This is a genomic window from Citrobacter sp. ANG330, from assembly GCF_047467925.1.
GTDB classification, from domain to species: Bacteria; Pseudomonadota; Gammaproteobacteria; order Enterobacterales; family Enterobacteriaceae; genus Citrobacter_A; species Citrobacter_A amalonaticus_G.
Window position 1 is genome coordinate 26,279 of the sequence record NZ_JASJUI010000006.1, and the last position, 26,942, is coordinate 53,220.

The 26,942-nt window shown below is 54.4% G+C and carries 24 protein-coding genes and 1 pseudogene; 11 read left to right on the plus strand and 14 right to left on the minus strand.

Features of this window, described 5'->3' with window-relative positions; genetic code table 11:
• The first annotated feature begins 46 nt into the window (after positions 1–46).
• From yqhD to QNN88_RS14395, 3 genes and pseudogenes are all read left to right on the plus strand, one after another.
• Positions 47–1,210, plus strand: coding sequence for an alcohol dehydrogenase (gene yqhD / locus QNN88_RS14385; RefSeq protein WP_414240825.1), 1,164 nt, complete (start codon positions 47–49; stop codon positions 1,208–1,210).
• Between the two features lie 105 nt (positions 1,211–1,315).
• Complete coding sequence (gene dkgA, locus QNN88_RS14390) at positions 1,316–2,143, plus strand: 2,5-didehydrogluconate reductase DkgA (protein WP_414240826.1); 828 nt, start codon at positions 1,316–1,318, stop codon at positions 2,141–2,143.
• 155 nt (positions 2,144–2,298) lie between these two features.
• Positions 2,299–3,785 (plus strand): annotated as a pseudogene (locus QNN88_RS14395) (DASS family sodium-coupled anion symporter).
• Positions 3,786–3,858: 73 nt separating this feature from the next.
• Here the strand turns inward: QNN88_RS14395 and QNN88_RS14400 are convergent.
• The 5 genes from QNN88_RS14400 to QNN88_RS14420 form a co-directional block, all read right to left on the minus strand.
• Positions 3,859–6,030 carry a YgiQ family radical SAM protein gene (locus QNN88_RS14400; RefSeq protein WP_414240827.1) on the minus strand — a complete coding sequence of 724 codons (2,172 nt, stop codon included), beginning with the start codon at positions 6,028–6,030 and terminating at the stop codon, positions 3,859–3,861.
• 111 nt (positions 6,031–6,141) lie between these two features.
• Complete coding sequence (gene ftsP / locus QNN88_RS14405) at positions 6,142–7,554, minus strand: cell division protein FtsP (protein WP_414240828.1); 1,413 nt, start codon at positions 7,552–7,554, stop codon at positions 6,142–6,144.
• A 63-nt stretch (positions 7,555–7,617) separates the two neighbouring features.
• Positions 7,618–8,355, minus strand: a complete 738-nt coding sequence (plsC, locus tag QNN88_RS14410) for a 1-acylglycerol-3-phosphate O-acyltransferase (RefSeq protein WP_414240829.1) — start codon at positions 8,353–8,355, stop codon at positions 7,618–7,620.
• Positions 8,356–8,632: 277 nt separating this feature from the next.
• A complete protein-coding gene (gene parC / locus QNN88_RS14415; RefSeq protein ID WP_414240830.1) occupies positions 8,633–10,891 on the minus strand; it encodes a DNA topoisomerase IV subunit A in 2,259 nt (752 codons plus the stop codon).
• A gap of 130 nt (positions 10,892–11,021) precedes the next feature.
• Positions 11,022–11,414: a YgiW/YdeI family stress tolerance OB fold protein gene (locus tag QNN88_RS14420; RefSeq protein WP_414240831.1), complete on the minus strand. Its 393-nt coding sequence runs from the start codon at positions 11,412–11,414 to the stop codon at positions 11,022–11,024.
• Between the two features lie 151 nt (positions 11,415–11,565).
• On the opposite strand from QNN88_RS14420, the gene qseB reads away from it, so the two are divergent.
• The 4 genes from qseB to QNN88_RS14440 all read left to right on the plus strand — a co-directional run bounded on the left by qseB (position 11,566) and on the right by QNN88_RS14440 (position 14,607).
• Positions 11,566–12,231, plus strand: a complete 666-nt coding sequence (gene qseB / locus QNN88_RS14425; RefSeq protein ID WP_414240832.1) for a quorum sensing response regulator transcription factor QseB — start codon at positions 11,566–11,568, stop codon at positions 12,229–12,231.
• Entirely contained in the window at positions 12,228–13,571 is a 1,344-nt protein-coding gene (qseC, locus tag QNN88_RS14430) for a quorum sensing histidine kinase QseC (protein ID WP_414240833.1), read from the plus strand. The genes qseB and qseC overlap by 4 nt, the downstream gene beginning before the upstream one ends.
• Before the next feature lie 109 nt (positions 13,572–13,680).
• Entirely contained in the window at positions 13,681–14,262 is a 582-nt protein-coding gene (locus QNN88_RS14435) for an NAD(P)H-dependent oxidoreductase (RefSeq protein ID WP_414240834.1), read from the plus strand.
• A gap of 30 nt (positions 14,263–14,292) precedes the next feature.
• Positions 14,293–14,607, plus strand: a complete 315-nt coding sequence (locus QNN88_RS14440; protein WP_414240835.1) for a putative quinol monooxygenase — start codon at positions 14,293–14,295, stop codon at positions 14,605–14,607.
• A 36-nt stretch (positions 14,608–14,643) separates the two neighbouring features.
• On the opposite strand, the gene QNN88_RS14445 is transcribed toward QNN88_RS14440, so the two are convergent.
• The 6 genes from QNN88_RS14445 to nudF all read right to left on the minus strand — a co-directional run bounded on the left by QNN88_RS14445 (position 14,644) and on the right by nudF (position 20,409).
• Positions 14,644–15,828 (minus strand): PLP-dependent aminotransferase family protein, encoded by a 1,185-nt coding sequence (locus QNN88_RS14445; RefSeq protein WP_414240836.1) that lies wholly within the window; start codon positions 15,826–15,828, stop codon positions 14,644–14,646.
• Between the two features lie 176 nt (positions 15,829–16,004).
• On the minus strand, positions 16,005–17,897 hold the full coding sequence (gene parE, locus QNN88_RS14450; RefSeq protein ID WP_414240837.1) for a DNA topoisomerase IV subunit B: 1,893 nt from the start codon (positions 17,895–17,897) through the stop codon (positions 16,005–16,007).
• Positions 17,898–17,924: 27 nt separating this feature from the next.
• Positions 17,925–18,506, minus strand: a complete 582-nt coding sequence (gene yqiA, locus QNN88_RS14455; protein ID WP_414240838.1) for an esterase YqiA — start codon at positions 18,504–18,506, stop codon at positions 17,925–17,927.
• Entirely contained in the window at positions 18,506–19,333 is an 828-nt protein-coding gene (gene cpdA / locus QNN88_RS14460) for a 3',5'-cyclic-AMP phosphodiesterase (protein ID WP_414240839.1), read from the minus strand. Before cpdA ends, yqiA begins: the two co-directional genes overlap by 1 nt.
• A gap of 24 nt (positions 19,334–19,357) precedes the next feature.
• Positions 19,358–19,780, minus strand: a complete 423-nt coding sequence (locus QNN88_RS14465; protein WP_414240840.1) for a DUF1249 family protein — start codon at positions 19,778–19,780, stop codon at positions 19,358–19,360.
• Positions 19,777–20,409, minus strand: a complete 633-nt coding sequence (nudF, locus tag QNN88_RS14470; protein WP_414240841.1) for an ADP-ribose diphosphatase — start codon at positions 20,407–20,409, stop codon at positions 19,777–19,779. The genes QNN88_RS14465 and nudF overlap by 4 nt, the downstream gene beginning before the upstream one ends.
• Before the next feature lie 204 nt (positions 20,410–20,613).
• On the opposite strand from nudF, the gene tolC reads away from it, so the two are divergent.
• The 3 genes from tolC to QNN88_RS14485 all read left to right on the plus strand — a co-directional run bounded on the left by tolC (position 20,614) and on the right by QNN88_RS14485 (position 24,079).
• Positions 20,614–22,098, plus strand: coding sequence for an outer membrane channel protein TolC (tolC, locus tag QNN88_RS14475; RefSeq protein ID WP_414240842.1), 1,485 nt, complete (start codon positions 20,614–20,616; stop codon positions 22,096–22,098).
• 149 nt (positions 22,099–22,247) lie between these two features.
• Complete coding sequence (locus QNN88_RS14480; protein ID WP_414240843.1) at positions 22,248–22,913, plus strand: DUF1190 family protein; 666 nt, start codon at positions 22,248–22,250, stop codon at positions 22,911–22,913.
• Positions 22,914–22,918: 5 nt separating this feature from the next.
• Complete coding sequence (locus QNN88_RS14485) at positions 22,919–24,079, plus strand: glutathionylspermidine synthase family protein (RefSeq protein ID WP_414240844.1); 1,161 nt, start codon at positions 22,919–22,921, stop codon at positions 24,077–24,079.
• 80 nt (positions 24,080–24,159) lie between these two features.
• Here QNN88_RS14485 and ygiD read toward each other — a convergent pair whose 3' ends face one another.
• Positions 24,160–24,957: a 4,5-DOPA dioxygenase extradiol gene (gene ygiD, locus QNN88_RS14490; protein ID WP_414240845.1), complete on the minus strand. Its 798-nt coding sequence runs from the start codon at positions 24,955–24,957 to the stop codon at positions 24,160–24,162.
• Positions 24,958–25,089: 132 nt separating this feature from the next.
• Here ygiD and zupT point away from each other — a divergent pair, with 132 nt between their 5' ends.
• Positions 25,090–25,863, plus strand: a complete 774-nt coding sequence (zupT, locus tag QNN88_RS14495) for a zinc transporter ZupT (RefSeq protein WP_414240846.1) — start codon at positions 25,090–25,092, stop codon at positions 25,861–25,863.
• A 19-nt stretch (positions 25,864–25,882) separates the two neighbouring features.
• Here zupT and QNN88_RS14500 read toward each other — a convergent pair whose 3' ends face one another.
• Both QNN88_RS14500 and ribB read right to left on the minus strand, forming a co-directional pair.
• Positions 25,883–26,059 (minus strand): hypothetical protein, encoded by a 177-nt coding sequence (locus QNN88_RS14500; RefSeq protein WP_414240847.1) that lies wholly within the window; start codon positions 26,057–26,059, stop codon positions 25,883–25,885.
• A 213-nt stretch (positions 26,060–26,272) separates the two neighbouring features.
• The gene (gene ribB, locus QNN88_RS14505; protein ID WP_414240848.1) at positions 26,273–26,926 is read right to left on the minus strand and encodes a 3,4-dihydroxy-2-butanone-4-phosphate synthase; all 654 of its coding nucleotides are present in this window, start codon (positions 26,924–26,926) and stop codon (positions 26,273–26,275) included.
• Between the last annotated feature and the right edge of the window lie 16 nt (positions 26,927–26,942).

Here is a 26,942-nt window from a genome sequence, read left to right on the forward strand (position 1 = left end):
CAGACCTCCGCCTGCCCTCTTTTTTACCCACATAAGGGAACGAGCAATGAATAATTTTAATCTGCATACCCCGACTCGCATTCTGTTTGGTAAAGGCGCAATCGCTGAACTGCGTGCGCAAATCCCACAGGATGCTCGCGTTCTCATCACCTATGGTGGCGGCAGTGTGAAAAAGACTGGCGTACTGGCACAGGTTCAGGACGCCCTGAAAGGTCTGGATGTCCGCGAATTTGGCGGCATCGAGCCTAACCCTTCCTACGAAACGCTGATGAACGCAGTCAAAATCGCCCGTGACGAGAAGGTGACCTTCCTGCTGGCCGTCGGCGGGGGGTCTGTCCTTGATGGCACTAAATTTATCGCCGCTGCCGCGCATTACCCGGACGGTGTTGATCCATGGCGCATCCTGCAAACCAGCGGGAGCGACATCAAAAGCGCAATCCCGATGGGGTCCGTGCTGACGCTGCCCGCCACCGGTTCGGAATCCAACAAAGGCGCAGTTATCTCGCGCAAAACCACCGGCGATAAGCAGGCTTTCCATTCTGAACATGTGCAGCCGGTCTTTGCGGTACTGGACCCGGTTTATACCTACACCCTGCCGCCGCGTCAGGTGGCCAATGGCGTGGTTGATGCGTTTGTGCATACCGTTGAGCAGTATGTGACGTATCCGGTCGATGCCAAAATTCAGGATCGCTTTGCGGAAGGCATTTTGCTGACGCTGATTGAAGACGGCCCGAAAGCGCTAAAAGACCCGGAAAACTATGACGTTCGCGCCAACGTGATGTGGGCAGCGACTCAGGCGCTGAACGGCCTGATTGGCGCTGGCGTGCCGCAGGACTGGGCAACGCATATGCTGGGCCACGAACTGACGGCTATGCACGGTCTGGATCATGCGCAGACGCTGGCGGTCGTACTTCCCGCGCTGTGGAATGAGAAACGTGATACCAAACGCGCTAAATTGCTGCAATACGCCGAGCGCGTATGGAACATCACCGACGGCACTGAAGACGAGCGTATCGACGCAGCCATTGCGGCCACCCGTAATTTCTTCGAGCAACTGGGCGTCCCGACGCGCCTGTCTGGCTATGGCCTTGATGGCAGTTCAATTCCGGCCTTGCTGGCGAAACTGGAAGAGCACGGCATGACGCAACTGGGTGAACACAAAGATATTACCCTGGATGTCAGCCGCCGCATTTACGAGGCAGCTCGCTAAGCTTTTTTCACCTCTGACTTTCGTTTTTGGGCATTTCGTCCAGACTTAAGTCACCCCACATCACCGGAGGCTCCCCTCCGGTGATGAGTAAATGAAGGAGGAAAAATGGCAAACCAAACCGTAATTAAGCTTCAGGATGGCAACGTAATGCCCCAACTGGGGTTAGGCGTATGGAAAGCCGGTAACGACGAGGTCGTCTCCGCCATTCATAAAGCACTGGAGGTCGGCTATCGTTCCATTGATACCGCCGCCGCCTACAAAAATGAAGACGGCGTGGGTAAAGCGCTAGCCGACGCCGGTATCCCCCGCGATGAGTTATTCATCACCACGAAACTGTGGAATGACGACCAGAAACGCCCCCGCGACGCGTTGATGGAGAGTCTGGAAAAACTACAGCTTGATTATCTTGATTTGTATCTGATGCATTGGCCGGTTCCGGCAATTGATCACTATGTTGACGCCTGGCAGGGCATGATTGAGCTACAAAAAGAGGGGCTGATTAAGAGCATCGGGGTGTGTAATTTCCAGGTTAACCACCTCCAGCGTCTGATTGATGAAACGGGCGTTACGCCGGTGATTAACCAGATAGAGCTGCATCCGCTGATGCAACAACGCCAGCTGCATGCGTGGAATGCGACGCATAAAATCCAGACCGAATCCTGGAGTCCCCTGGCGCAAGGCGGCGAAGGCGTATTTGATCAAAAAATCATTCGCGACCTGGCAGACAAGTACGGGAAGACGCCGGCACAGATTGTCATTCGCTGGCACCTCGACAACGGGCTGGTGGTGATCCCGAAATCCGTTACGCCATCGCGTATCGCCGAGAATTTTGACGTCTGGGATTTCCGCCTTGATAAAGACGAACTGAGCGAAATTGCAAAGCTCGATCAGGGCAAACGCTTAGGCCCCGATCCTGACCAGTTCGGCGGCTAATTCTCGCCTTTCAAGCCCGGTTTCCTGCCGGGCTTTTTCTCTGACACATTAAGAAACAATTGACGCCAGGTTATCAGTGTATTTTCCGCACATCCCAGTGCAGCATAACCTTCAGATAACCCACTAATTATCAATGGTTATTATAAATATCATCAATTCATATTAAATATTTATAGGTGTCAACACTGTGGCGGAAAACAGACCTCAGGGAGTTAAATGGCTCCCATTAATTCTCATTCTTATTATTGCCGCCATACTCTGGCAACTGACCCCACCGACAGGGTTAAGCGCGCCAGCCTGGCATTCGGCTATTATCTTCGTTGCCACCATTGCCTCGATTGTCGCAAAGGTCTTGCCGATCGGCGCGGTAGGTATTATCGGGATTACGGTTTTTGCCCTCGCTTATGCCGCTGGGGATAAAACCGCCAGTGGGGCCATCACAACAGCCCTGAGTGAATTAAACAGCTCGCTGATCTGGCTTATCGTCGTGGCCTTTATGATCGCCCGTGGCTTTATTAAAACCGGGCTGGGACGACGGATCGCCTTACAGATGATTCGTCTGTTAGGAAAAAGAACGCTGGGGCTTGCCTATGGTCTGGCCTTTGCCGACCTGATTCTCTCGCCCGCTATGCCCAGCAATACCGCACGCTGCGGCGGCGTTATCTATCCGATTGCCGACTCGCTGGCACGCAGTTTCGATTCTCGCCCGGAAGATGAGTCGCGCAGTAAAATCGGGACGTTCCTGATCACCTGTATCGGTAACGTCAACGACGTCACCGCCGCTCTGTTTATGACCGGCTATACCGGAAATCTGCTGGCGGTAAAACTGGCGGCTAACGCTGGCGTGACGCTGACCTGGGGGAGTTGGTTTATGGCAGCGCTACTGCCGTGCCTGGTATCGCTGCTGATCGTGCCGGTGCTGGTGTACTGGCTGACCCGCCCGGAAATCAAACACACGCCCGATGCCCCGGCGCTGGCGCGTAACGAGCTGGCGCAAATGGGGCCGATGTCGCGTGGTGAGTGGCTGATGCTGGGCACCGTCGGCGTATTGCTGATTCTGTGGATTTTTGGCGATGTGCTGGGCGTTGATGCGACCACGGCGTCGTTCGTGGGCCTTTCCATCCTGCTGCTCAGCGGCGTCCTGAGCTGGGAAGATGTTAAAAGCGAAAAAGGCGCATGGGACACGCTCATCTGGTTTGCCGCACTGTTGATGATGGCGAATCAGTTGAAAAAACTGGGCTTCACCACCTGGTTCGGCAATCTCATTGGCGACAGCATCGGCAGTACGATGCACGGCACCAGTTGGGTTATCGTGTTGTTGTTACTGAACGCCGCGTATTTCTATACCCATTACTTCTTTGCCAGCGGCAATGCACAGATCGCCGCGCTGTATGCCGTGTTTCTCGGCGTCGGGCTACACCTGCATATTCCGGCAGCGCCCATGGCGCTGATGCTGGCCTTCACCAGCAGTCTGTATTGCTCTCTGACGCAGTACACTCACGCTCGCGGGCCGATTTTGTTTGGCGCCGGGTATGTCCCCACGGGTGTCTGGTGGCGAACGGGTTTTGTCATCAGTCTGTTTAATCAGGCAGTCTTTTTGACCGTCGGCCTCGCGTGGTGGAAGGTGTTAGGACTGTATTAAGCAATAAAAAAGGGCTGCCAGCGCAGCCCTCATGCTTACCATCACACCCACCCGTTATACCGGGAAGGTTGATTTATCGCCCGGCCACCTTACCGCGCTTTTTATTGGCGGCAAAGCTCTGACGCTGATGCGCCACCGGCGTGTGTTTGGTCAGCGCCGGACGGGTGTTACGGTTCTGACGACGCGCCTCACGCATCTCTTCCAGCGTCGGCGCAGGCACCAGACACTCGCGACGTCCGCCAATCAGATGTTTTTTCCCCATCTCTTCCAGCGCCTGACGAATAAGCGGCCAGTTTGCCGGATCGTGATAGCGCAGCAGCGCTTTATGCAGACGACGCTGCTTATCGCCCTTCGGCACCACCACATCTTCACTCTTATAACCGATTTTACCCAGCGGGTTTTTGCCGGTGTAATACATGGTGGTCGAGTTGGCCAGCGGCGACGGGTAGAAGTTCTGCACCTGATCGAGACGGAAGCGATGTTTCTTCAGCCACAGCGCCAGATTTACCATATCTTCATCACGCGTCCCCGGGTGAGCAGAGATGAAGTATGGGATCAGATACTGCTCTTTCCCCGCCTGCTTCGAGTAGAGGTCGAACAGTTCTTTGAAGCGATCATAGCTGCCCATGCCCGGCTTCATCATCTTCGACAGCGGTCCTTCTTCGGTGTGCTCCGGCGCAATCTTCAAATAGCCGCCAACGTGATGGCTCGCCAGCTCTTTGATATAGCGCGGATCTTCCACGGCAATGTCGTAACGCACACCGGAGGCGATCAGGATCTTCTTGATTCCTTTCAGATCGCGCGCACGGCGATAGAGATTAATGGTCGGTTCGTGGTTGGTATCCATATGCGGACAGATATCCGGATAAACACACGACAGGCGACGACAGGTCTGTTCTGCGCGCGGTGACTTACAGCGCAGCATATACATGTTAGCCGTCGGTCCGCCGAGATCGGAGATCACGCCGGTAAAACCAGGCACAGTATCACGGATCGCTTCGATCTCATTGATGATCGAATCTTCAGAACGGCTCTGAATAATGCGTCCTTCGTGTTCAGTGATCGAACAGAAGGAACATCCGCCGAAACAGCCGCGCATAATGTTGATGGAAAAACGGATCATCTCGTAGGCCGGAATACGGCTGTTGCCGTATGCCGGGTGTGGCACGCGCTTATACGGCAGGGCAAAAACGCTGTCCATCTCTTCAGTGGAGAGCGGGATCGCCGGCGGGTTGATCCAGATATAGCGGTCGCCATGCTTTTGCATCAGCGCACGCGCACAGCCGGGGTTGGTTTCATGATGCAGAATCCGCGAAGCGTGCGCATACAACACTTTGTCGCCCTTCACTTTTTCAAAGGACGGCAGCAGAACGTAGGTTTTTTCCCACGGTTTCGGACGCGCGGGTTGCACGGTAATGGCTTTTGCTTCCTGCTTTTTCGGTGCCACCGGTTTGTTATCCGCGCACGGTAAGTCTTCACCATACGGATGCGGAATCGGGTCAATTTTCCCTGGCGTATCCAGACGCGTGGAATCCACGCCGCTCCAGCCTGGCAGCGCTTCTTTCACCATGATCGCGGTGTTACGCACATCGCGGATCTGATCGATGCTTTCGCCCATCGCCAGACGGTGCGCCACTTCCACCAGAGGACGCTCGCCGTTGCCAAACATCAGCATATCGGCTTTAGAATCCACCAGCACGGAACGGCGCACGGTATCGGACCAGTAATCATAATGCGCGGTACGACGCAGACTCGCTTCGATACCGCCGAGGATCACCGGCACATCTTTCCAGGCCTCTTTACAGCGTTGGGTATAGACCAGCGTAGCGCGGTCCGGTCGCTTGCCCGCGACGTTATCCGGCGTGTAGGCATCGTCATGGCGCAGGCGGCGATCGGCAGTGTAGCGGTTGATCATGGAGTCCATGTTGCCGGCGGTTACGCCGAAAAACAGGTTCGGTTTGCCCAGACGCATAAAGTCGTCTTTGCTGTTCCAGTCGGGCTGCGCAATGATGCCGACCCGGAAGCCCTGGGCCTCCAGCATACGGCCGCAAATCGCCATGCCAAAGCTTGGGTGATCGACATACGCATCACCGGTAACCAAAATAATGTCGCAGCTATCCCAGCCAAGTTGATCCATTTCGTCGCGTGACATCGGCAAAAAAGGAGCGGGACCAAAACAGGCCGCCCAGTACTGAGGCCAGGAGAAGAGATCTCTGTCTGGCTGGATCAGGGATATTGCGCTCATAGTGCTTCCAAAAATGGTAAAAAAATAATCAAAGGCCGGCGATTATATGCCGGAACGTAAGAGAAATCGAAAGATAATCTCTCTCGCGTAGCACCGCGAGAGAGAAGAGGATTACGGCGCCGGATTCACCAGAATTTGACCGATGGAACCACGGTCCGCCATTTCCAGCGTCTGGCTGTGGAAGTAGAACGGGAAATGCGCCCAGGAAGGCTGTCCGTAGTAAACCAGCAGCTCGACCTGCCCATCCACCCAGACGGTATCTTTCCAGCCACGATCTTCCGGGAACGGCATCGCGCCGTTGACGTTACGCACCAGGAACGACACGCCTTCGATGTGGAACGACTGCGGCATATCCGCCCGCACCGTCCAGCGCTCCCAGGAACCCTGCTGGGCAGTGACATCAATGCGGTTCACGTCCCACAGTTGCCCGTTGATGCCCGGATCGTCGCCCAGGCTGATATCGCGGCTACGAATCGGCGCACCGCTCATGATTTCAGTCGGCAGCAAACGCATCGGCAGGCTGTCAGTGACCAGCGGTAACAGGCCAGTTGGGCGCAGCGTCAGCACCAGCGTCGAAACCAGAATGCTCGACGGCTCAAAGAAGCCACGGATCCTGTCGACAATGCTCGCCGCTTCGCCGCAGGTAATCGACACTTCATCGCCATTAGTCATATCGACCAGAATTTCACGGCGCTCGCCCGGCGCCAGCGACAGTTGTTTTACCGACACCGGCGCAGGCAAAAAGCCCTGATCGCCCGAGATCACGTGCAGCGCGCGTCCGTCACTCATCTGCAACTGATAGCGGCGCGAGTTAGAAGCGTTTAACAAACGCAGGCGCACCCAACCGCGAGAGACTTCCACGTAAGGACTTTGCGCACCGTTAACCAGCAGCGTATCGCCAACAAAGCCCCCGCTTCCGGGTTCGCTGTATTCCGGCGTGCCGAAGTTATCCAGACGCTTGTCCTGAATAATAATTGGGAAGTCATCGACACCGTAATGGTTGGGGATCGGCAGCGATTTACTGACCTCATCCTCTACCAGCCACATCCCGGCCAGGCCATTATAAACCTGCTGCGCGGTGCGGTTCGGCGTATTGGCGTGATACCACAGCGTGGCGGCGTTCTGACGGATGGGGAGTACCGGCGCCCAGTCGGCGTTTGGCGACATCATGCGCGCCGGACCGCCCATCAGCGGCCCCGGAACCTGTAAACCCGCGATGGTCATTGAGACGTTTTCCGCCAGACGGTTACTGTAGATCAGCTTAACGTCATCCCCTTTCCAGACGCGGATCGTCGGCCCGAGGTAACGCCCGTTAATCCCCCAGACCGGCGCACGCGTCCCTTGGGTAAACGACCAGTGCGAACGCTGCAGCGTCATAAACAGCGGCTGGCCCCGACGGGACTCCAGGAGCGGCGGAACGGGCAGCGGCTGTTGCTGACCGGCAGCATTGGCCCTCAGCGGAACGGCACCTGCGCACAGAGCGATCCCCGATGCCTGAATGAACTGACGCCGACTGAGTGACATATAAGCTCCATGTAAAACTGGCTAAAATACGGGCAGGAACTCGTTTCCTGCAAAAAACCTGGATCAAACCTTCCCGGCGGCTTCTCGCTCGGCGACTTCTTTATCCAGTTCAGCAATCTTTTGTTCCATCAACGAGCGGCAGTGCGCAGCCAGTTCACGAACCTGATCTTTACCATACTGACTGATATCCACCGGCGGCAGCATTTCCACAATCACCAGGCCATTCTTCAGGCGGTTAAGATTAATTTTATTCGAGGTATTGGACACGCACACCGGAATAATCGGGACGCCGGCCGCAATCGCGGCATGAAAAGCCCCGGTTTTAAACGGCAGCAGGCCACGCCCCCGGCTGCGGGTCCCTTCCGGGAACATCCAGATGGAGATACGACGCTTTTTAAAATGATTCACTACTTCAGCAATCGTGCCGTGCGCTTTCGCACGATTATTGCGGTCGATCAGCAGGTTACCCGTCAACCAGTACAGCTGGCCAAAAAACGGGATCCACAGCAGGCTTTTCTTTCCGACAGTGACGGTCGGTGGCTGAACGATATTCGCGGCGGTCACCATATCGTAGTTATTCTGGTGATTGGCAATATAAATTGCGTTGCCGTAACTTTCCGCATCCGCGGGTTTACGACACTCCACCTTCAGACCGAACACCGGCGCCAGACGACCAAACATATGGCCGAAGGTCGCGACGTGCTTTGGGTTACGCGGGCTGAGCAGGCAGTAAAGAGAACCAAATACACACACCAGAATGGAATAGATAACGGTAATAATAAGTCGAAAAATAAATAGCATAACAACCTCTGAAGGCCTAAGAGCCCGGGATTCTACGTCACCTGCTATCAGGTTAGGGTATTGTTAATGTGGCTCTCTGGAAAACGGTATTGTTAATCGCGCCTCACGAATAAACAACGGTTTTACGGGAAATTTTACTGTTTTCCGGCCTGGCGGCATCATTCAAACCGCAGGCCGGATTAGGTATTAACGCCGCCATCCGGCACGATAGTGTTGCCTGATGGCGGTGCGTTGCGCCTTATCAGGCCTACTCATGCCTTCAGGCGCTTAAAACGTCTTACTCTTCGCTGTCGCCACTGCTGGCACGACGCGGCGAATCAATGTCGATGCGATCGATACGTTGCAAACCGCGCATCAACGTCCCGCGACGGCCGCGCTCGCCTGCCACCTTCTGCAACTCTTCAGGACGCAGTTTGATCTTACGTTTGCCGACGTGAATCGTCAGCGTACTTTGCGGCGGCAGAACGTAGAGTAACGCCAACGCATCATCGCCTCGCGCCGCTTCAGCAGACGGAATGTTGATGATCTTGTTCCCTTTGCCTTTCGACAACTGCGGCAGATCGCTGACCGGGAACATCAGCATACGTCCGGCCGTCGTTATCGCCAGCAGCATGTCCGTTTCATCTTCAATCACCACCGGCGGCATCACACGAGCATTATCCGGGAGCGTAATCAACGTCTTACCGGCACGGTTACGTGCCACCAGATCGTTGAACGTACAGACGAAACCGTAACCCGCATTCGATGCCATCAACAGTTTCTGCTCATCGCCTTCCATCAGCATATGCTCAACGGTCGCGCCTGGCGGTAGCGTCAGTTTGCCGGTCAACGGTTCGCCCTGACCCCTCGCCGACGGCAGCGTGATCGGATCAATAGCGTAGCTGCGCCCGGTGGTGTCGATAAACACCACGGGCTGATTGCTCTTCCCTTTCACTGCGGATTTAAAGCTGTCGCCCGCTTTGTAGTTCAGCCCCTGCGCGTCGATGTCATGGCCTTTGGCGCTACGCACCCAGCCCATCTGCGACAACACGATCGTCACCGGCTCAGACGGCAACATGTCATGTTCGCTCATCGCTTTCGCTTCTTCACGTTCGCGCAGCGGTGAACGGCGATCGTCGCCATAGGCGTCGGCATCGGCCTGCAGCTCTTTCTTCAGCAGGGTATTCATTTTGCGTTCCGACGCGAGGATGGCCTGTAACTGATCGCGTTCTTTCGCCAGTTCATCCTGCTCACCGCGAATCTTCATCTCTTCCAGTCTGGCGAGATGACGCAATTTCAGTTCGAGGATCGCTTCGGCCTGTGTTTCGGTGATACCAAAACGCGACATCAGCGCCGGTTTGGGTTCATCTTCCGTCCGGATGATCTCAATGACTTCGTCAATATTGAGAAACGCCACCAGCAAACCTTCCAGGATATGCAGGCGTTTGAGGACTTTCTCCAGGCGATAGTTCAGACGGCGACGCACGGTATCGCGACGGAACGCCAGCCACTCGGTGAGGATCTCCAGCAGGTTTTTCACCGCCGGACGCCCGTCAAGACCGATCATATTGAGGTTAATACGATAGCTCTTTTCCAGATCGGTGGTGGCAAACAGGTGGTTCATCACCTGCTCCATGTCCACGCGATTGGAACGCGGCACCACCACCAGACGGGTCGGGTTTTCGTGGTCTGACTCATCGCGCAAATCGTCTACCATCGGCAGCTTTTTATTGCGCATCTGGGCCGCGATTTGCTCCAGCACGCGCGCGCCGGAAACCTGGTGCGGTAGCGCGGTAATCACCACCGCGCCGTCTTCTTTCTTCCACACCGCGCGCATGCGCACGGAGCCGCGCCCGTTTTCATAAATTTTACGAATTTCGGCGCGCGGAGTAATGATTTCCGCTTCGGTCGGGTAGTCCGGGCCGTGGACAATATCCAGCAGTTCGTCCAGCGTCGTTTTCGGCTGCTCAATCAGGGTGATCGCGGCTTTTGCCACTTCACGCAGGTTGTGCGGCGGAATATCGGTCGCCATGCCGACTGCGATACCAGTCGTACCGTTAAGCAGGATGTTCGGCAGACGCGCGGGCAGCATTTTCGGCTCTTGCATCGTTCCGTCGAAGTTTGGTACCCAGTCAGCGGTTCCCTGGCCGAGTTCGCTCAGCAGCAGTTCGGCGTATTTTGACAGGCGGGATTCGGTATAACGCATCGCCGCGAAGGATTTCGGATCGTCCGGCGCCCCCCAGTTCCCCTGGCCATCAACCAGCGGGTAACGGTAAGAGAACGGCTGCGCCATCAGCACCATCGCCTCATAGCAGGCGCTGTCTCCGTGCGGGTGGTATTTACCCAACACGTCGCCGACGGTACGGGCGGATTTTTTAAATTTGGCGCTGGCGTTCAGCCCCAGCTCTGACATCGCATAGACGATGCGGCGCTGAACGGGTTTCAGACCATCGCCAATAAACGGCAACGCCCTGTCCATGATGACGTACATGGAATAATTCAGATAGGCGTTTTCCGTGAATTCATGCAGCGCAAGGCGCTCTGCCATATCGCTCATTAATCGTGATTCCTCAACTGTAAGCCCGCCAGATACGCGGTATCTTTTCGGGCAATATTGCCGCAGATACTACCTTATCTGACGCGTTGAGTCACAAAGAAAAGGGCCGCGAACGCGGCCCTGACAGGGATTATTTGCTGACTTTAGTGATTTGCTTCACGTCAATTTCGACGGAATTCCAGTCTTTGTCCACTTCACCCTGAATTTCAACGGTATCCTGAGGGGTGACCGTCACACCATTCCAGCGTTTATGGTCAATGTCGACATTGATCGTACCGGTGGCATCTTTGAACACGTAGAGGTCATCGGAAATGCGTTCAACGATGTTGCCACGCAGCGTCACCCAGGTGTCATCACGCAAGGATTTCGCACTTTCTACCGTCGTACTACTGCCGTTAGGTCCCTGGAAGCCGCCGCTCTGCGTTTGCGTCGCAGACGGACCGGAAAAACCACCCTGTTGCGCCGCCAGAACCGGTGCGGAACAGATCGCCATAACAGCGAAAATTGCAGCTAATTTCTTCATGATCATTTCTCCCTTTGATGTCATCTCACGAGCATTAAACACGGTAATCCTTAACGAGTTCTTAAGGCAAAAAAAAGTCTCTTTTTTGCTGTACAACACAGGCGACATCAGGGTTTACTTGCCGTTATGACAGCAGGCGCAGGGATGAAAAATGCGAATTTTACTGGTTGAAGATGATGCGTTGATTGGCGACGGCATCAAAACAGGTTTGAGTAAAATGGGGTTTAGCGTCGACTGGTTTACCGAAGGTCGTCAGGGGAAAGAAGCGCTCTACAGCGCGCCTTACGACGCGGTGATCCTCGATCTCACCTTACCGGGAATGGACGGACGCGACATTCTGCGCGACTGGCGCGAACAGGGAAAGCGCGAGCCGGTGCTTATCCTTACCGCACGCGATGCGCTGGCCGAGCGAGTGGAAGGCCTTCGCCTCGGAGCGGATGATTATCTGTGTAAGCCCTTTGCACTGATTGAGGTCGCCGCCAGGCTGGAGGCGCTGATGCGTCGTGCCAGCGGGCAGGCCAGCAGTGAACTGCGTCACGGGCAGGTTACCTTAACGCCCGGCGATCGGGTTGCAACGCTGGCGGGTGAACCGCTGATACTCAAGCCTAAGGAATTCGCACTTCTGGAGTTACTGATGCGTAATACCGGGCGCGTACTGCCGCGCAAACTCATCGAAGAGAAGCTGTATAACTGGGACGAAGAGGTCACCAGCAATGCCGTCGAAGTGCATGTTCACCACCTGCGTCGCAAACTGGGCAGCGATTTCATTCGCACCGTCCACGGCATCGGCTATACGCTTGGCGAGGCCTCCTCGTGACCCGGCGACTCAGCCTGCGCGTCAGGCTTACCCTCATCTTTTTGATTCTGGCTGCCATCACCTGGGCGGCGTCGAGTTTTGTCGCCTGGAAAAAAACGACCGATAATGTCGATGAATTGTTTGATACGCAGTTAATGCTCTTCGCCAAACGGCTGATTACGCTCGATATCAACGAACTGCATGCGACAGAACGGATGGCGCATACGCCAAAAAAATTCAAGCACGGGCATATTGACGATGATGTGCTGACGTTTGCCGTCTATACCACGGAGGGCAAGATGGTGCTGCATGATGGCGACAATGGTCAGAACATCCCTTATAGCTACCGCCGGGAAGGGTTTGATGACGGTCAATTAATTGGCGATGACGATAAATGGCGCTTTATCTGGCTGACCTCCGCCGATGGTAAGTACCGCATCGTCGTCGGTCAGGAATGGGAATACCGCGAAGATATGGCGCTGGCGATTGTGACGGCGCAACTGGTCCCCTGGCTTATCGCATTGCCATTAATGCTGCTGTTGCTGATTATGCTGCTGCATCGGGAACTCATGCCGCTGAAAAAGCTGGCGCAGGCGCTGCGCTTACGCGATCCAGAGTCCAGCGAGCCGCTCAGTTCAGACGGCGTACCGAGTGAAGTGCGCCCGCTGGTGGAATCTCTCAACCAGCTCTTTATCCGAATCCATAAAACTATGGTGCGCGAGCGGCGCTTCACCTCTGACGCCGCCCACGAACTGCGCAGTCCGTTAACGGCGCTGAAAGTCCAGACGGAGGTGGCGCAACTGTCAGATGATGACCCGTTAGCGCGGGAGAAAGCGCTGATGCAACTCCATACGGGCATCGATCGCGCCACACGTCTGGTCGATCAGCTTCTGACGCTCTCCCGCCTCGATTCGCTGGATAACCTGCAGGATGTGGCAATGCTCTCTCTTGCGGACGTGCTTCAGTCTGCCGTTATGGATATCTGGCAGCCCGCACAACAGGCGCAGATTGATGTGCGTTTGCAAATCAATGCCCACGATGTGACACGCGCCGGACAACCACTGCTGTTAAGCCTGCTGGTGCGCAATCTGCTGGATAACGCCATCCGCTACAGCCCGAAAGGCAGCGTGGTTGAAGTTACGCTCGACGGCAGACAGTTTACCGTCAGAGATAATGGCCCAGGCGTCACGACGGATGTCTTGCCCCACATTGGTGAGCGTTTCTATCGCCCGCCAGGCCAGCAGGTTACCGGCAGTGGGCTGGGGCTGTCGATTGTCCGCCGCATTGCCGCGCTGCACGGAATGACGGTGTCGTTTGGCAATGCGCCAGACGGCGGTTTTATCGCCACAATGCGCTGGTGATCCTCGATTATTGCATCAAAAGCAAAAGACTTTGCACATTTTGCTAATTTCACCGTGCCGCATGTTGACGTAAAATTAACCTCAAACGCATTTCTGAGAGAGATTAACAATGAGCAACATCCTGATTATCAACGGCGCGAAAAAATTCGCCCATTCCAACGGCCAACTGAATGACACGCTGACGGAAGTCGCTGACGGCACGCTGCGTGACCTCGGGCATAACGTAAAAATCGTTCGCGCTGACGGCGATTACGACGTGAAAGAAGAAGTACAGAACTTCGTCTGGGCTGACGTGGTTATCTGGCAGATGCCGGGTTGGTGGATGGGTGCGCCGTGGACCGTTAAAAAATACATTGATGACGTGTTTACCGAAGGTCACGGCACACTGTATGCCAGCGATGGTCGTACCCGCTCAGATGCCTCGAAAAAATACGGTTCCGGCGGCCTGATTCAGGGCAAAAAATATATGCTTTCCCTGACCTGGAACGCGCCGATGGAAGCCTTCACCGATAAAGATCAGTTCTTCCACGGCGTGGGGGTTGATGGCGTTTATTTGCCGTTCCATAAGGCGAATCAATTCCTGGGAATGGAAGCGCTGCCGACCTTTATTACCAATGACGTCATTAAAATGCCGGATGTACCACGCTCAATTGCAGAATATCGCGAGCATCTGACGAAAATTTTTGGTTAACTGGTTATCTGAAATTAGAAGGAGTTAACCATGCTTACCGTTATTGCTGAAATCCGCACCCGTCCGGGACAACATCACCGTCAGGCCGTCCTGGATCAGTTTGCGAAAATCGTTCCAACCGTACTGAAAGAAGAAGGCTGCCACGGCTACGCGCCGATGGTGGATCATGCGGCTAACGTGAGTTTCCAGACCACGGCGCCGGATTCAATCGTGATGATTGAACAGTGGGAAAGCATCGCGCATCTTGAAGCGCACCTGCAGACCCCGCATATGAAAGCCTACAGCGAAGCCGTTAAGGGCGACGTACTGGAGATGAATATTCGTATTCTGGAATCCGGTATTTAAGCGTAGTGCCGGGTCTCAGACCCGGCCAATACGCAGTCAGGGCAATGCTTTTTTCAGTCTCCGCACTGCTTCTTCCAGTTCATCCGCCGTTGGCGTCGCAAAAGACATTCGCAGCGTCCGTTTGTCCGGATTATCGCAGAAGAAAAACTCTCCCGGTACGAATACCACTTTTTCCTGCAATGTGCGGGAAAGCCAGGTGGTGGTATCGAAATCGTAACGGAACGTCCCCCACAGGAACATCCCTCCCTGCGGCATATGGAATGAGATATGCTCGCCCAATTCGCTACGCATCGCATCCGCCAGCACATTACATTTCTCACGATACGCCTGACGAATGAGCGTAATTTGATCGTCCAGACGGCCTAACGTCAAATAGCTGGCCGCCATCGCCTGCGAATGCGCGCTGGTATGCAGATCCGTCGCCTGTTTAACGATGGTCGCTTTTTGTCTGATCCATTCCGGCAGTACTACCCAACCCACACGCAGACCTGGGGCCAGAATCTTGGAAAAGGTCGAGGTGTAAATCACTCGCTCAGGGCACCCGCTCTCCCGGGCATGCTGGGACAGCGTTTTATAGGTCTCGTCGGTGAAGTTAATTTCGCCGTAGGGATCATCTTCGACGATGGCAAAATCATGCTGTTTCGCCAGTTGTACCAACTTCTGACGACGGGCATCACTCAGTACCACGCCGCCGGGGTTACCAAACGTTGGCACAATGTACACAAACTTAATCGTGTTGTTCTGTAGCAACACTTCCAGATCGTCTACGATCATACCGTCTTTATCCGTGCCAACAGACAAAATATCCGCCTGAGAAAGTTGCAGCACCTGCAAGGCGGCAAGATAAGTCGGACGTTCGACGACCACTTTGTCGCCCGGATTGATCATCGTTCTCGCCAGGATATCCAGCGACTGCTGTGAACCATTGGTCACCAGGATTGCGTCAGACGCGGCCTGAATACCTCGTTTCTGGCACAACTGACTGATGGCTTCACGCAGAGGCGGAAAACCTTCGCTCAGGCCGTACTGGAACGCATCCAGAAACTGATTTTCCATCATGTTGCGCGTGGCCATTTCCAGCCCTGTGTTATCAAACAGTTCCGGGCTGGGAATACCGCCGCCCAGCGAAATCACGCCAGGCATTTTGCTATGTTTGAGTAATTCCCTGATAGCGGAGGGTTTAAGGGCGTCGACGCTCTTAGAGAGATGTGTGTTGTTCATCCTGTTTCCTTATTATGTATTTTTGGCGTCCATCCCCGGTCAGTACCATAACGTCAATCCGCGTTCTCGCCTCGATTGAGCCTAATAGACCTCTCTGGCAAGATCAATCAGATATCCTGAAAGCAAAAGGGTAAGCCATCATGGCTTACCCTTTTGATTAACAATGAAGCGGATAATTACCCGTCGATATCCGCGAGGTCGCCTTTTTCTTGCAACCAGTTACGGCGATCTTCGGAGCGTTTCTTCGCCAGCAGCATATCCATCATGGCGGTAGTGCGCTGATCGTCCTCATCATCAATGATAAGCTGGACCAGGCGACGCGTGTTGGGATCCAGCGTGGTTTCGCGCAACTGCATCGGGTTCATTTCACCCAGCCCTTTAAAGCGCTGTACGTTCGGCTTACCTTTCTTGCGCTTTAACTGTTCCAGTACGCCCGCTTTCTCTTCTTCCGTCAGCGCGTAATAGACCTCTTTGCCGAGGTCAATACGATACAACGGCGGCAGCGCGACGTAGACATGTCCGTGTTTTACCAGCGTGCGGAAATGCTTCACAAACAGGGCGCAAAGCAGCGTGGCGATGTGCAGACCATCGGAGTCTGCATCCGCCAGGATACAGATCTTGCCATAACGTAACTGACTCAGATCGTCGCTGTCCGGATCGATGCCGATCGCAACAGAAATATCGTGGACTTCCTGCGAGGCCAGCACTTCATCAGAAGAGACTTCCCAGGTATTCAGGATCTTACCCTTCAGCGGCATGATCGCCTGATATTCACGATCGCGCGCCTGCTTGGCGGAGCCGCCTGCTGAGTCCCCTTCCACCAGGAACAGTTCGGTACGATTCAGATCCTGCGCGGTACAGTCCGCCAGTTTTCCCGGCAGCGCCGGACCGCTGGTCAGCTTTTTGCGCACCACTTTTTTCGCCGCGCGCAGTCGGCGCTGGGCGCTGGAGATCACCATCTCCGCCAACTGCTCGGCTGACTGGACGTTCTGGTTCAGCCACAGGCTGAAGGCATCTTTCACCACGCCAGAGACGAACGCTGCACACTGACGCGACGAGAGACGCTCTTTGGTCTGTCCGGCAAACTGCGGATCCTGCATTTTCACCGACAGCACGTAGGCGCAGCGATCCCAGATATCTTCCGCTGAGAGCTTCACGCCGCGCGGCAGAATGTTGCGGTATTCGCAGAACTCACGCATCGCGTCAAGCAACCCCTGACGCAGACCATTGACGTGCGTCCCGCCCTGCATGGTTGGGATCAGGTTCACGTAGCTTTCGGTCAGCAGTTCGCCACCTTCCGGCAGCCACAACAGCGCCCAGTCGACCGTTTCCGTGTCACCGGAAAAATTGCCGATGAACGGTTTTTCCGGCAGCGTAGGCAGGCCGTTTACCGCTTCGCGCAGATAATCGTTCAGGCCATCCTGATAGCACCAGCGCTGTTCGCTGTTATTAACTTCATCTTTAAAGGTGATTTCAACGCCAGGGCACAGCACCGCTTTCGCTTTCAGCACATGTGTTAAGCGGGAGACGGAAAAGCGGGGACTGTCGAAAAAGGTTTCGTCAGGCCAGAAGTGAACGCTGGTGCCGGTATTGCGCTTACCGCAGGTGCCAACAACCTGCAAATCCTGAACTTTATCACCATTTTCAAACGCAATATTATACACCTGCCCATCACGGCGCACGTTCACTTCCACGCGCTTCGACAGGGCGTTAACCACGGAGATCCCTACGCCGTGCAGGCCGCCGGAGAACTGGTAGTTTTTATTCGAGAACTTGCCGCCCGCATGCAGCCGACAGAGGATCAGTTCAACCGCCGGAACGCCTTCTTCCGGGTGAATGTCCACGGGCATACCGCGACCGTCATCGATAACTTCCAGAGATTGATCGGCATGTAAAATCACATCCACGCGTTTCGCGTGGCCTGCCAGTGCTTCATCCACACTGTTATCAATCACTTCCTGCCCAAGATGGTTAGGGCGCGTCGTATCGGTATACATCCCCGGGCGACGGCGTACCGGCTCAAGCCCAGTGAGTACCTCAATGGCATCAGCGTTATAAGTTTGCGTCATGGTTTTAATAGCAATTCGAAATGATTGTCAGCAACTGTGCAGTCCAAGGAAATCGACAATCGGGTTGAAATAATCTTCGAAGCCAGTGAATGCGTGGTTTCCACCTTCAATTACAGTCTGGCGGCAAGAAGCGTAATACGCCACTGCCTGGCGGTAATCCAGCACTTCATCACCCGTCTGTTGCAGCAGCCAGAGTAAATCTGACGCTTCCAGCGGGTCGATCTGCATGACTTTTAGATCGTAAATATGGCGTGACTCTAGCACATATTGCTGCCCCGTGTAGGGGTTCTCGTTCTGACCGAGGTAGTCAGTCAACAGTTCAAATGGCCGGACCGCCGGGTTGACGACCACCGCGGGCAGCATAAAGCACTGTGACAGCCAGGTGGCGTAATAACCGCCCAACGACGATCCCACTACGCCCAACGGCTCGCCGCCATGTTCCAGCACGATAGACTCCAGCATCTCTGCGGCATCAGCCGGATACGGCGGCAGTTGCGGCACAATCATTTCGATATGAGGATACTGTTCGCGCAGCCAGTTCTTCAGCAAACAGGCCTTCGCCGAACGGGGCGAGCTATTGAAGCCGTGCAAATAGAGAAGCGTAGACATCAGTAGCCTTCAGAAGCGGTATCAGGTCGGAACTCAGCACCCTGCAAACGACAGACGTCCGTTTTCAACGTACCGTCGGCAAACAGCTCCAGCGTACGCCAGCCAGGAGCGATGTTATCAAGGGTAAAGTTCGCGCAATGGGGTTTAAACTGAACGCAGGTGGAGGGTGTCGCCAGCAGACGGCGCCCATTCCAGTCGAGATCCAGTTCCTGATGAATATGCCCACACAGCAGATACTTCACGCACGGGTAATTCACCAGCACGTTGTCCAGTTCTGCGGCGTTACGCAAGCTGTGTTGATCCAGCCAACTGCATCCTGCCGGCATCGGATGATGGTGCAAAAGCAGCAGAGTGTGGCGCTCAGGGGCTTCGGCCAGTTTGCGCTCCAGCCACTCGAGCTGAAATTCACTCAGTTCGCCGTGAGGCACGCCGAAGACCTGACTGTCCAGCAGGAGGATTTGCCATTGCTCACCCACCATGACGCACTTTGCCGGGGAGATCCCCGCCTCTTGTAACGCACTGTACATCGCGGGCTGAAAGTCATGGTTACCGGGTAACCAAACGCAAGGCGCACGAAAGCTTGCGATACCTTCAGCAAAATGCTGATAGGCCGCAGCGGTTTGATCCTGCGCTAAGTCACCTGTCGCCACGATCAGATCGTATTCCTGCCCGTTGGCGTGGATGGCATCCAACACGGCCTGGTAGCTTTCCCAGGTGTTTACGCCCAACAGCGTTTCGTGCTTTTCGGCAAACAGGTGAGTATCAGTAATTTGTAAGATCCTGACCCTGGCCTCACCAGCCAGAGAAAGGTTTAACAGGCTTTCCAAATGGTGTCCTTAGGTTTCACGACGCTAGTAAACCGGAATCGCCATCGCTCCATGTGCTAAACAGTATCGCAGCCAGTCGGCCAGAAACTGATTAATTTGATGCTTTTCGTCGCGTTGATGCAACTTTTTATTTGGATAATCATACCGCGCTTTGAAGCGAAAGATCTGCTGACTTGAACACACTTCGGCGACCATCGCGTCATGATAGAGCCGTACAGTCAGCGACGGCAGGCTCCAGTAGGTGATGGTCGGCGCCGTCTGCTCGATAGTCACCAGCGTCGTGTATCGGGTCGATTCAACGATCGTAATCCGATATTGTGCGTTGCCCACCTGGTAACTCACCGTTTCGCCAGGCGTATCATTGCGCGGCAACAGGCGTCTCAACTGCGAAAAATTGGTTTCGCAAAGACGCATCATTTCAGGGAAGTCAGGTGTATAGCGCTTCATTTTTTCCACTCGTGTATTAACTCTTTATAGTGCAGCTGTAACCATTGCAAGGCGATGACCGAAGCCGCGTTATCAATTTTCCCCTCTTCTACCCAACGGTAAGCCTGCTCCCGGCTTACCACATGAACCCGAATATCTTCGTTTTCATCAGCCAAACCGTGGATCCCGTTCGCGGTCGTGGCGTCCACTTCACCCACCATTATTGACGAGCGCTCGCTGGTGCCGCCAGGGCTTGCCAGATAACTGAGCACCGGTTTCGTCCGTTTTACCACGATGCCGGCCTCTTCCATCGCCTCACGGCGGGCCACATCTTCAACAGTTTCACCGTCTTCGATCATCCCGGCTACCAGCTCAAGCAGCCACGGCGTTTCACTGGTGTCATAAGCGGCAATACGCACCTGTTCAATCAGCACCACTTCATCCCGCTCAGGGTCAAAGGGTAGCAAGACTGCCGCGTGACCGCGCTCAAAAATTTCTCTACGCACTTCCTGACTCATTTCGCCATTGAATAATCGGTGGCGAAAGCGATAAAGATCCAGCGAAAAAAAACCGCGATAAAGCGTTTCTCGTGCAATAATTTCTACATCGTTTTTGGCGAAAGTTACTGGCGAGTTGCCTGATTTACGCATTGTGCCGTCCTGTACCAATAGTGATTTAAATGTGAATATCAAGGGCGTTTGACTGCCGTTTCATCGACCTTGTGGTAAATTGGTGCAAATTAACGCCTGATGGCACAGAACGCCAACTTTTTGCAGTGGCGGATTCTGCTAGAATCAGCAATTATTTTTACAATTTGATCAGCGCTAAATACTGCTTCACAACAAGGAATGCAAATGAAGAAATTGCTCCCCATCCTTATCGGCCTGAGCCTGTCGGGGTTCAGCACACTGAGCCAGGCAGAGAACCTGATGCAAGTTTATCAGCAAGCACGCCTGAGCAACCCGGAATTGCGTAAATCCGCCGCCGATCGCGATGCTGCATTCGAAAAAATTAACGAAGCACGTAGTCCTTTACTGCCTCAACTGGGCTTAGGTGCCGATTACACCTACAGCAATGGCTACCGCGATGCAAACGGCGTGAACTCGAACGCTACCAGCGCTTCCCTGCAATTAACGCAGACCCTTTTCGATATGTCGAAATGGCGTGCGCTGACCCTGCAGGAAAAATCGGCGGGTATTCAGGATGTAACCTTCCAGACGGACCAGCAAACGCTGATCCTCAACACCGCGAGCGCCTATTTTAAAGTGCTGAACGCCATTGACGTTCTCTCTTATACTCAGGCGCAGAAAGAGGCGATTTATCGTCAGTTGGATCAAACCACCCAGCGTTTCAACGTGGGCCTGGTGGCGATCACTGACGTGCAAAACGCCCGCTCGCAATATGATACCGTGCTGGCGAACGAAGTCACCGCGCGTAACGACCTCGACAATGCGGTAGAAGAGCTGCGCCAGGTTACCGGCAACTATTACCCGGAACTGGCGTCGCTGAACGTTGACAGCTTTAAGACCGACAAACCACAGGCAGTGAACGCCCTGCTGAAAGAAGCCGAAAACCGCAACCTGACGCTGTTGCAGGCGCGTCTTAGCCAGGATCTGGCCCGTGAGCAGATTCGCCAGGCGCAGGATGGCCACCTGCCAACGCTGGATTTAACCGCCTCTACCGGGGTGTCTGACACCTCCTATAGCGGTTCGAAAACCCGCGGCAGCGCGGTAGGCTCCCAGTATGACGACAGCGAAATGGGTCAGAACAAAGTTGGCCTGAGCTTCTCGCTGCCGATTTATCAGGGCGGGATGGTGAACTCGCAGGTGAAACAGGCGCAGTACAACTTTGTTGGCGCCAGTGAGCAACTGGAAAGCGCCCACCGTAGCGTGGTGCAGACCGTACGCTCCTCCTTCAATAACATCAATGCGTCAATCAGCAGCATTAACGCGTACAAACAAGCGGTGGTTTCCGCCCAGAGCTCATTAGATGCGATGGAAGCAGGCTATTCCGTGGGTACACGTACCATTGTTGATGTGTTGGATGCGACTACCACGCTGTATAACGCCAAGCAACAACTGGCGAATGCCCGTTATAACTACCTGATCAACCAGCTGAATATTAAGTCAGCGCTGGGTACGTTGAACGAACAGGATCTGGTGGCGCTGAACAACACGCTGGGTAAACCCATTTCCACGTCTCCGGAACACGTCGCGCCGGAAACCCCGCAGATGGACGCTAACGCCGACGGCTATGCCGCGAATTCGACAGCGCCCGCCGCGCAACCGGCATCGGCACGTTCTTCCAGTAGTAAAGGTAATAATCCGTTCCGTAATTAAACGCGATGACGGGGCTTCGGCCCCGTCTGAACGTAAGGCAACGTAAAGATCCCGCCAATGTGCCGCATTCCAGCCTCTTCTCGCTTCATTTTCAACCACTCATCCTCTATCCTGAGCAGTAATAACCACTGGGTCCAGGAAAGACGAAAATGAAACGGACAAAATCCATACATCACGCCTCGTTCCGCAAAAGCTGGAGCGCACGGCATCTGACGCCTGTGGCGTTAGCCGTTACCGCTGTGTTTATGCTGGCGGGCTGTGAGAAAAGCGATGAAACCGTATCGCTGTATCAAAATGCGGATGACTGCTCGGCTGCCAATCCGGGTAAAAGTGCGGAATGTACTACCGCCTACAACAATGCGTTGAAAGAAGCGGAACGTACCGCGCCGAAATATGCCACTCGCGAAGATTGTATCGCCGAGTTCGGTGAAGGCCAGTGCCAGCAAGCCCCTGCTCAGGCAGGCATGGCGCCAGAAGCTCAGGCACAGCAGTCCAGCGGCAGTTTCTGGATGCCGCTGATGGCGGGTTATATGATGGGCCGCATGATGGGTGGCGGCGCGGGCTTTGCGCAGCAGCCGCTGTTCAGCTCGAAAAACCCGGCCAGTCCGGCTTACGGAAAATACACCGATGCGGGTGGTAAAAACTACGGCGCCGCACAGCCTGGGCGTACGATGACGGTCCCCAAAACCGCCATGGCGCCAAAACCTGCCACCACCTCTACCGTTACGCGCGGCGGCTTCGGTGAATCCGTTGCCAAACAGAGCGCCATGCAGCGTAGCGCAAGCGGCACCTCCACCCGTTCAATGGGTGGCTGATCCGCATGGAAAGAGTCAGTATTACCGAACGCCCGGACTGGCGCGATAAAGCTACTGAATACGGTTTTAATTTTCACACCATGTACGGCGAACCGTACTGGTGTGAAGATGCCTATTACAAGCTGACGCTGGCCCAGGTTGAAAAGCTAGAAGATGTGACCGCAGAGCTGCACCAGATGTGCCTCAGGGTGGTCGAGAAAGTGATCGCCAGCGACGAGCTGATGACCAAATTCCGTATTCCTAAACACACCTGGGGCTTTGTCCGTCAGTCCTGGCAGACAAACCAGCCGTCGCTCTACTCGCGTCTTGATCTGGCGTGGGATGGCACCGGCGAACCGAAGCTGCTGGAGAATAACGCCGATACTCCGACCTCGCTGTACGAAGCGGCGTTTTTCCAGTGGATCTGGCTTGAAGATCAGATCAATGCGGGCAATCTGCCAGAAGGCAGCGATCAGTTTAACAGCCTGCAGGAAAAGCTCATTGAGCGCTTCGCCGAGTTGCGTGAGCAGTACGGTTTCCAGCTTCTGCATTTAACCTGTTGTCGTGATACCGTTGAAGATCGCGGCACCATTCAGTATCTGCAGGATTGCGCTGCTGAGGCGGAAATCGCCACTGAATTCCTCTATATTGAAGATATCGGGCTGGGTGAAAAAGGCCAGTTTACGGATCTGCAGGATCAGGTGATTGCCAACCTGTTCAAGCTCTATCCGTGGGAGTTTATGCTGCGCGAGATGTTCTCCACCAAACTGGAAGACGCTGGCGTACGCTGGCTGGAACCGGCCTGGAAGAGCATCATCTCCAATAAGGCGCTGTTGCCGCTGCTGTGGGAGATGTTCCCGAACCATCCGAATCTTCTTCCCGCCTATTTCGCCGAAGACGACTATCCCCAGATGGAAAAATTCGTCGTGAAACCGATCTTCTCACGTGAAGGCGCGAACGTTTCCATTATCGAGAATGGTAAAACGATCGAAGCGGTGGAAGGACCGTACGGTGAAGAAGGCATGATCGTGCAGCAGTTTCATCAACTGCCGAAATTTGGCGACAGTTATATGCTGATCGGTAGCTGGTTGATCAACGATCAGCCTGCCGGGATCGGTATTCGCGAAGACAGAGCGCTGATCACTCAGGATCTGTCCCGCTTCTACCCGCATATTTTTGTCGAGTAAGATGGCACTACTATGTAGGCCTGATAAGACACTCTGTGTCGCAATCAGGCAATAGAGACTTGCCGGGTAGCGGCTTTGCCTTACCCGGCCTGCCCCACCTGTACCGACAACATACTCAGGCTGCCCATCTCAATCCCATCAACCGGGATCGTCACCGGTTCTTTACCATCCCACGCGCCCAGTACGTACAACAACGGCAGATAGTGATCTGGTGTCGGGTTCGACAGTGAACCGCCTTCATGATCGAGATAATTGACCAGCGGATGCTGTTCAACCGGTCCCTGCCAGCTCAGGTTCGCTTTGACAAAATCATTGAACGATGTTGCCCACGGATATGGGTTATTATCGCCGTGCCAGCGCGCCGTACGCAGGTTGTGCACAACGTTGCCACTGGCCACCAGCATGATGCCTTCATCACGCAGCGACGCCAGTTTGCGCCCAATTTCAAAATGCCAGGCCGCTGGTTTGGTACTGTCGATACTCAACTGCACCATCGGGATATCGGCGTTCGGGTACATTTTGATCAGCACCCCCCAGGAACCGTGGTCAAAGCCCCAGGCTTCTTTGTCGAGCGCAACCGGCACCGGTGCAAGCAAATCAACCAGGTGCTGTGCCAGTTCAGGGGAGCCGGGCGCCGGGTAATGCGTGTCGTACAACGCCTGCGGGAAACCGCCAAAGTCATGAATGGTTTTAGGCGCTTCCATCGCGGTGACGCCAGTGCCTCGTGTAAACCAGTGAGCAGAGACGACAACAATCGCTTTTGGACGCGGCAATGTCTCCCCAAGCTGCTGCCAGGCGCGGGTATACAGGTTATCTTCCAGAACGTTCATTGGGCTACCGTGTCCCAAAAACAATGCTGGCATACGAATTGAAGACATGATGATATCCTTACTCAGGGAGTCATTTTGATAGTCTTACGATACGCTCTTTCGATGAATGAAGAACTCTGATAACCATGATGATGATCATCAGTTATTTTGAAGGTCAGTGAGATGTATGAGGAGTCATTGATGTCAGTACCTTTAATTCTGACCTTACTTGCGGGGGCCGCCACGTTTATTGGCGCGTTTCTTGGCGTGCTGGGACAAAAACCGTCGAACCGCCTGCTGGCGTTTTCACTCGGATTTGCCGCCGGGATCATGCTGCTGATCTCCTTAATGGAGATGCTGCCTGCCGCATTAGGTACAAAGGGAATGTCGCCCCTTCTGGGCTACGGCATGTTTATCATCGGCTTGCTGGGTTACTTTGGTCTGGATCGTCTTCTTCCCCACGCCCACCCACAGGATCTGGTGCAAAAAAGAACGCAACCGATTCCCGGCTCGATCAAACGTACTGCCATTCTGCTCACGCTGGGGATCAGTTTGCACAACTTCCCGGAAGGAATTGCAACCTACGTGACCGCCAGCAGCAACCTGGAGTTAGGATTTGGTGTCGCGCTGGCGGTTGCTCTGCACAATATCCCCGAAGGTTTAGCCGTTGCCGGTCCGGTATACGCCGCCACCGGCTCTAAACGCACCGCTGTTTTCTGGGCGGGCATTTCCGGCATGGCCGAAATATTAGGCGGCGTGCTGGCATGGCTTATTCTTGGCAGCCTGGTGTCGCCCGTCGTTATGGCGGCGATTATGGCGGCTGTCGCAGGTATTATGGTGGCGCTGTCGGTGGATGAATTGATGCCGCTGGCAAAAGAGATCGATCCCAATAACAACCCCAGCTATGGCGTTCTGTGTGGAATGTCGGTGATGGGGTTGAGTCTGGTGGTACTTCAGACGATGGGGATTGGGTAACGCAGAGAGCAGGAAGCGGTTATTCCTGCTCTTTTGTCATGACGCGTTCTTCTTCATCACGACGAAGTAATTTATTGCGAATTTCCAGTAGCGCATCACGATCCTGTCGAAACGCTTTACAGTAGCGTTTCATGTGGCAAACATAGCCCACAACCACCAGTGCAATTAAGACAATCCAGTACCAGGCAATAAACATCCTTTTACCCTTAAAATTTAACATTAACAGATATTTAGCGTTAATATTTAACATACCTATTTTTAGGTAGGTTTATATACTGGCACAGTATGAAATCGAAAAGATGATTTCGATCATAGAGAAAAAGATTGGATGTTTATTAACCGAAAGAATGTTTGAAAAAGCGGAATTTGCCGGATAAGGAGCGTGTTCCCCCTATCCGGCAAGGCAGGATTAGCTGGCTTTACGTTCGTGTGCCTGGCGGTAAGCCACCAGGTCTTCGATCGTCACCACGGCCATATTGTGTTTGCCTGCAAATTCGATGCACTCTGGCGCGCGCGCCATGCTGCCATCGTCATTCGTCAGTTCGCACAGCACGCCTGCTGGTTTGAACCCCGCCAGCGTGACCAGGTCGATAGTCGCTTCGGTGTGACCGCCGCGCGTCAATACCCCACCCGCCTGAGCGCGCAGCGGGAAGACGTGCCCCGGACGGTTCAGATCGGAAGGTTTTGCGCCATCGGCAATTGCCGCGCGAACGGTGGTTACGCGATCGGCAGCAGAAACACCGGTCGTGACCCCTGTCGCAGCCTCAATGGTCACGGTAAAACCGGTGCCATAAGCGCTGGTGTTATTTTCCACCATCATCGGTAGATCGAGTTGTTTACGACGATCTTCGGTGATGCACAGGCAGACAATACCGCTACCGTGACGGATGGTCAGTGCCATCTGCTCAACGGTCATGGTTTCTGCCGGGAAAATCATGTCGCCTTCGTTTTCACGATCTTCGTCGTCCAGCACCATCACACCGCGGCCTTCGCGCAGCGCAGACAGAGCGTTTTCGACACGTTCAAAAGGCGTACCAAAAGAGGAAAGTAGCGTCTGATTCATGGTAAAAAAACCTCAC